Source organism: Actinospica durhamensis, from assembly GCF_018139695.1.
Classification (GTDB): Bacteria; Actinomycetota; Actinomycetes; order Streptomycetales; family Catenulisporaceae; genus Actinospica; species Actinospica durhamensis.
Genome location: NZ_JAGSOG010000097.1, coordinates 21,921 through 28,335, shown reverse-complemented (window position 1 = coordinate 28,335; position 6,415 = coordinate 21,921). Strand labels below are relative to the sequence as shown.

Sequence of the window (6,415 nt, the reverse complement as noted above, 5' to 3'; positions counted from 1 at the left end):
CCGAATGGACCACCCAAGACGACCCCTCAGCACCCTGGGAACCCGAAAACCACCCCGCACTCCCCGTCCGCTGGACCCTCACCCGCCTCAACGACGCCGCGCACCTGCCCTGAACGCCCGCCAGGACGTCAGAACAGGTGCGCGGAAGCCCCACAGAGAGCCCCGTAGGGCCCCTCAGCCGGTCACCTCGGCCGCGAACGGCGCCGACGCGTCCTTCACCGAGATCAGCCCAGGATCCGACACGTCCACCGGCAACGGCCAGGCGATACCCAGATCCGGATCCAGCGGATTCACCGCCACCCCCGCCATCCCCGTACGCCACTCCTGATCGAAGCAGTACAGGTACTGCGTCACACCCGGGCTCACCGACTGGAACCCGTTGCACACCCCCTTGGGCACCAACACCTGCGTACCCTTCACCAACCGCACCGTCACGACCTTCCCCCGCGACGGCGAGTCAGGACGCGCATCGAAGTACGCGCCGAACGCCTCGCCCTCGACCACCGCGACCAGCTTGAACATCTCCTCGCCGTGCAGCCCCCGCAGCGCGCCCTGCCGCGTCTCCGTGACGTTCACCTGCAACCAAGGACCCAGCGAAGGCAACCCCGCCTCCAGGAAACTCGACTCCCGGTAGAACTCGCGCACCGTCCCGCGCTCATCGGTGATCTGCTTGGCCTGCAGGACCTTGAGGCCCTCGATCTCGGTACCCGCCACGACGAACGGGACGACTGTGGTCTGCGACATGACGACCAGTATGCCGCCCCGTCAGGCCGCGACATGAACCGGCGGCCAGGCCCACTGCAGCACGTCGCCCACGTCGCGCGAGAAACCGATCGTCCCGCGCGTCCCGGCCACCCGGAGCCCAGGACTGCCCAGCCCCGCGGCGGCGCCCCGCCGGTCCAGGCCGCCGACCCGCAGCGCCTCAGCCACGACCTGGACCGCGTCGTAGCCCTCGAACGCCACGAACGACGGACGCTCACCGAGCAGACCCGCCAAACCCTCCGCGACCCGCACACCCAACGGAGGCAGCTCCGGCGGCATGTAGCGCAGGAAGGGGATGTCCGCACCGGCCTCACCCACAAGCCCCGCCCACTCCGGGAACTCCACCCGGCCGGCCGGATCCCCGATCCGCACACCCGCCAGCCGAGGATCCGCCCGGACCGCCTTGACCAGCGAAACCGCCGGCTCCGGATAACCCACCAGCAGCAGAACCACGTCCGCGACCAAGGCATCGACGACCCACGCATCGAACTCGACGACAGACACCGCCACACCACGCTCAGCGAGCGAAGCCTTGAGCACCCGCGCCCCTGACGACCAGTAGAGATCCGGCTGCACAACCAGCGCGACCTCGCGATACCCGGCCGCCACGAGAAAGTCCGCGTAGACACGCCAGCAATACGACTGCGCCGGCGCGATCCGCGCCACCATGTCCGTCGGCGCATCAACCACCGCGTCCAGCACCGCCGACGAACACACGAACGGCAGCCCCACCTCGACCGCCACACCCGCCGCGGCATGCGCCACGACGCTGTGATACTCCCCGACCACAGCCACCGCACCCTCATCCACGAAAGCCCGCACCGCGTCCGCCGCCCGTGCGGGAGTACCCGCGGTGTCACGCAGCAGAAGCTCCAGCGGACGCCCGTCGACCCCGCCCGCCTCGTTGATCTCAGTGACGGCGAGCTCGACCCCCGCCCGGATATGGCGCCCGGCCTCAAGGAAGCCGGGCCTGCTCAACGGCGCCAGCGCGCCCACGCGGATCGTGCGGTGGTTCATCATGAACCCGAGCATCCGACGCCCCCACGACGCCCCGGAAGCGCACCCAGCGCCAGCTTCCGGGAAGATCCCGCCACGCGAGGCCCACAGGGCGTCGAGTCAGTGGCGATACGCGTGGGTCCGCTACCGCGTTCTGCGCATGCTGCCCGTCTCGCGGCAGGCCTACCCACGGCGACTGCACGACCTGTTCGAAACCACTCTCAATGGCGCTCGCACCGACTCTGACGAAAACAACCGAGCCCGGGCCAGAGCTGTGGACCGTTCCGGATCCTGAGCGCCGGGGACCTTCAGACAGCCGGGACCCGTGTTGAGTCGGAGGCCTTTGAGTTCGAGACCGCAGGGTGCTCGAGGTCTGAGTGGGCGGGGTCTTTCTCTGAGAGTTGGGCCTGTTATTTTTTGGGTACGTGACAGCCGGCCAGGTGATCGTCGACCAGGCCGCAGGCCTGCATCAACGCGTAGGCCGTGGTCGGGCCCACGAACACGAAGCCCACCTTCTTCAGGTTCTTGGCCAGCGCCGTGGACTCGGGCGTGACCGCGGGCACGTCCTTCGTCGTCGCGGGCCGCTTGCGCCGGCCCTTCGGCGCGTGGCCCCAGATCAGCTCGGTCAGGCCTCCCCCGAGGGCGCGCGCGGCCCGGGCGTTGGCGATCGAGGCGTTGATCTTGGCCCGGTTGCGCACGATGCCCTCGTCCGCCAGCAGCCGCGCGACGTCCGCGTCCCCGAACTCGGCGACCCGCTCGATCTCGAAGCCCGCGAACGCGGCACGGAACGCCTCACGCTTGCGCAGGATCGTGATCCAGGCCAGGCCCGACTGGAACGCCTCCAGGCAGATCCGCTCGAACAGCGCGTCCTCGCCGTGCAGCGGCCGACCCCACTCCTCGTCGTGGTAGCCGAGGTAGAGCGGGTTCGCACCGGCCCAGGGACAGCGGGCCAGCCCGTCCGCCCCGATGATCACTCCGTGTTCGTCCACCCGCGGCATCATACGGCGGACGCGCGCAGGCCGCGGCGCAGCAGCACGGCCAGCAGGAACGCGGCGGCGGCCCCGGCCGAGCTGAGTACGAAGGCGTGCTCGGCGCCGAGGTCGTCGATCAGCGGGCCGCCGATCGCGCCGCCGAGCGTCACTCCCAGGGCCAGGCCGGTGTTCTCGATCGCCAGGCCCTCGGTCAGCAGCTCGGCCGGCACCAGATCCTCGACCAGCGCGAACGCCGTGATCAGGGTCGGGGCGATGCTGAAGCCGGCCACCAGCAGCGTCACGGCCAGCTGCCACATGCTTCCCGCCAGCGGCAGGAACGCCGCCGTCACCGCCATCGCGCCCAGCAGCACCAGCAGCTTGCGCTGCAGCGGCACGGCCAGGTGGATCGCGCCGAACGCGATGCCCGCGATCATCGAGCCGAGGGCGTAGACGGCCAGCAGCAGCCCGGCCGCCGACTCGTGCCCGTGCTCCTGCGCGAAGGCGACGGTGATGACCTCGACCGAGCCGAACAGCGTGCCGGTGCCGATGAACACCAGCAGCAGCACCCGCACCACCGGGACCCCGAGTGCGCCGAGCGCCGAGCCGCCGCGCGGCGGTGCCGGATCCGGCTGGGTCGCGCGTTGCAGGCACAGCGCGACGGTGCCCACCGCGAGGAAGGCCGCGACCGCGCTCAGGCCGCTGGACGGGGCGACGTTCGTGGTCAGGAAGGTGACGAGCACCGGCCCGATCAGGAAGACGACCTCGTCGACCACCGATTCGAAGGCGTAGGCGGTGTGCAGCGTCGCGGTGCCGGAGTAGATGCGCGACCAGCGGGCCCGCACCATCGAGCCGATCGAGGGCATCAACAGGCCCGCCAGCGCGGCGCACACGTAGAAGGTCCAGGTCGGGGCGCCGAACCGGACCGCGAGGATCAGCCCGACCAGGGACGCCGCGCTGGCCAGCGCGGCCGGCGGGGCGATCGCCGCCTGCCCGCGCCGGTCGATCAGCCGGGCCAGCGCGGGCGAGCCGAGGGCCTGGACGAACGCGCCGGTGGCCGAGACCGTCCCGGCCACGGCGTAGCTGCCGGTCTCCCGTTCCACCAGCAGCACCGTGCCGATGCCGATCATGGACAGCGGCATGCGGGCGACGAACCCGGCCCCGGAGAAGCCCTTGGCCCCCGGGGTGCGCAGCAGGCGCAGATAGCTGCCCAGGCCGCCGTGCCGCTCCTGCACCGTGGAGTCCACGCGTTGATTATGCGTCGGAAGACGCGTCGGAGGTGATCTGGTAGACCTTGCGCAGCGTCTCGTGCACGGTCCAGCGGGTGACGGCCCCCTCGGGCAGCACGGCCACCGAGCCCGGGCCCACCTCGAGGCTCGGGCCGTCGGCGAAGGCGATCGTGGCCCGGCCGCTGAGCACGACGAACAGCTCGTCCGCCTCCACGTCCACCACCACGCCCGGCGTGATCTCCCACACGCCGCGTTCCACGGTGCGGCCGGTGGCCGGATCCACGGCCTCGTGCAGGGTCAGGCTGGACACGCGCGGGGTGCCTTCGAGCACCTGTTCGGGGTCGAGCGGGTACTCGGTGAGCACGGCGTCGGCCACCTCGAGGGCGAAGGGCGCGGTGAGGTCGAAGGAGGTCACCCCGCGATCTTGCCCGAACGGCCCAGCCTCCCGCACCTGGCAGCATGTAAGGGGCATGGTGGTGGCATGGACGTGGTGCGGCACGGGGTACTGACCCGGTTCGGCGAGTTGTGGACGCTGCGGTACGAGCGCGAGCTGGGTCATCCGCCCGAGGTGGTGTGGGCCGCGCTGACCGAGCCGGAGCAGTTGGCACAGTGGTTCCCCAGCGGCGTCGAGGGCGAGTGGGCCGTGGGCGCGCCGCTGGAGTTCCCCTTTCCCAACCACGACATGCCTCCGATGCACGGCACGGTGCTGCAGGTGCGCGCGCCGCGGGTGCTGGAGTACCTGTGGGGCCCGGACACGCTGAAGTTCAACCTGCTCGCGGGCGGGGCCGGGACCAAGCTGGAGCTGCTGGTGACGCTCGAGGAACTCGGCAAGGCGGCGCGCGACGGGGCGGGCTGGCACGAGTGCCTGGACCTGCTCGAGACGCACCTCGACGGGGCGACGGTGTGGCAGCCGGGCGAGCGCTGGGGCGAGCTCGCGCCGGTGTACGTGGCGGCGTTCGGTCCGGAGGCGGCCACGATCGGGCCGCCGGACGGATGGAAGGCTCCTGAGGACGAGTGAGTCCGCGGACGAGGAGGAACGGGCGGTTCGGTGGCGGCCGGGCGCGCGGATGATCTAGGGTCTCGGCATGGTGCAGATCTCTGATTCCGTGGAAAAGCTGCTGCAGCAGCCGGTCTTCGTCCAGCTCGGCACGGTGCGCCCGGACGGGCAGCCGCAGGTGAATCCGATGTGGTTCATCTGGGACGGCGAGTTCATCTGGTTCACCCACACGAGCTACCGGCAGAAGTACAAGAACATCCAGCACGAGCCGCGGGTCTCGGTCGCGTTCCTCGACCCGGCGAGCCCCTACGGCTACGTCGAGGTGCGCGGCGTGGTCGACCACATCGACCCGGACCCGCAGGCGCTGCTCTACCAGCGCCTCTCGAAGCACTACGACGGCACCGCCGTGGTACCCGAGGACGCGCAGGACCGGATCGCGGTGGCGGTGCGGCCGACGAAGGTCATCGACGCACGGTAGACGGCGGGTTCTCGGCCAGATCGCGCAGCTGCTCGTCGAGGGCCGGCACGTGCTGCGGCTCGCGCTCGGCGAACCAGTTGCGCAGTTCGAGCGCGAGCAGGATCCCGTAGAGGCGCATGCGCGGTGCCCAGGCGGCGGGCCACCGGTCCCCGCCCGGGCCGTAGCCCTCGAGCAGCCCGGCCAGCTTGGCCTCGTCGCCCTGCATGCAGAACGCGTCCGTGCGCACCAGGTCCACCAGCGGATCGCCCGCGTGCAGGTTCGCCGGGTCGATCAGACCACTGACGTTCCACTCCCCGTCCCGACCCTGCTCGACGAGGATGTTGTGCTCGTGGAAGTCGCCGTGGCACAGCACGGGCGCGGGGCAGTCGGCGAACACCGCGCCGTGCTCGGCCACGGTCCGCCCGATGGCGTCGGCGATCCGGTCATCGGCCCCGGCCTCGCGGTATTCCCGCAGCCCACGCGCGAACGCGCGGGCCATGTACGAGGCGTTGTCGGGCGCGGGGTCGAGGATACCGGCGATGATGTAGCCGAACCCGTCCATCGGCACGGCGTGGATGCGGGCGAGAAGGGCGCCGAGCTGCCGGTAGACCTGCCGTCGCTGAACGGGCGTCAGATCTGGCGCGATCTCGCCGAGGGGCCTGCCGGGCAGGATGGACAGGACCACGCAGGACGCGCCGTCGAGCAGTTCCACGTCGTCGGCCTCGGCCAGGACCCGCGGGATCGGGCCGATGCCGTGGGTCTCGAGCAGGCGGTAGGCGTACGCCTCCTTGCGCGCCATCCACGCGTCGGCCGCGGGCGCGAGCTTGAGCACGACGTCGGGCACGGCCGGGTCGGTGAAGGAGACCCCGCACACCCCGGAGACCGATCCGCCCTCGAGCGGCCGGGCCGAGCCGACCGGGCCGTGATCGGGCAGCAGGTCGGCGAGCAGACGCGCGGCAAGACCGCGGTCGGAGAGCGCAGGCATCTCAGGATTCTACGACCGCGT

8 protein-coding genes are annotated in these 6,415 nt (G+C 71.1%); 2 read left to right on the top strand and 6 right to left on the bottom strand.

Annotation, left to right across the window (positions count from 1 at the left end; genetic code table 11):
* Positions 1–174: 174 nt before the first annotated feature.
* The 5 genes from KDL01_RS19670 to KDL01_RS19650 all read right to left on the bottom strand — a co-directional run bounded on the left by KDL01_RS19670 (position 175) and on the right by KDL01_RS19650 (position 4,370).
* On the bottom strand, positions 175–744 hold the full coding sequence (locus KDL01_RS19670; RefSeq protein WP_212529992.1) for a dTDP-4-dehydrorhamnose 3,5-epimerase family protein: 570 nt from the start codon (positions 742–744) through the stop codon (positions 175–177).
* Positions 745–765: 21 nt separating this feature from the next.
* Positions 766–1,779, bottom strand: a complete 1,014-nt coding sequence (locus KDL01_RS19665; RefSeq protein ID WP_368861607.1) for an ABC transporter substrate-binding protein — start codon at positions 1,777–1,779, stop codon at positions 766–768.
* A 389-nt stretch (positions 1,780–2,168) separates the two neighbouring features.
* Positions 2,169–2,747, bottom strand: a complete 579-nt coding sequence (locus KDL01_RS19660; RefSeq protein ID WP_307846441.1) for a DNA-3-methyladenine glycosylase I — start codon at positions 2,745–2,747, stop codon at positions 2,169–2,171.
* 8 nt (positions 2,748–2,755) lie between these two features.
* Positions 2,756–3,973, bottom strand: a complete 1,218-nt coding sequence (locus KDL01_RS19655; protein ID WP_212529990.1) for an MFS transporter — start codon at positions 3,971–3,973, stop codon at positions 2,756–2,758.
* Between the two features lie 7 nt (positions 3,974–3,980).
* Entirely contained in the window at positions 3,981–4,370 is a 390-nt protein-coding gene (locus tag KDL01_RS19650; protein WP_307846440.1) for a cupin domain-containing protein, read from the bottom strand.
* 66 nt (positions 4,371–4,436) lie between these two features.
* On the opposite strand from KDL01_RS19650, the gene KDL01_RS19645 reads away from it, so the two are divergent.
* Positions 4,437–4,973, top strand: coding sequence for an SRPBCC family protein (locus KDL01_RS19645; RefSeq protein ID WP_212529988.1), 537 nt, complete (start codon positions 4,437–4,439; stop codon positions 4,971–4,973).
* A gap of 67 nt (positions 4,974–5,040) precedes the next feature.
* Positions 5,041–5,430 (top strand): PPOX class F420-dependent oxidoreductase, encoded by a 390-nt coding sequence (locus KDL01_RS19640; RefSeq protein ID WP_212529987.1) that lies wholly within the window; start codon positions 5,041–5,043, stop codon positions 5,428–5,430.
* On the opposite strand, the gene KDL01_RS19635 is transcribed toward KDL01_RS19640, so the two are convergent.
* Positions 5,414–6,394 (bottom strand): phosphotransferase family protein, encoded by a 981-nt coding sequence (locus KDL01_RS19635; RefSeq protein ID WP_212529986.1) that lies wholly within the window; start codon positions 6,392–6,394, stop codon positions 5,414–5,416. The genes KDL01_RS19640 and KDL01_RS19635 overlap by 17 nt on opposite strands.
* Positions 6,395–6,415: the final 21 nt, after the last annotated feature.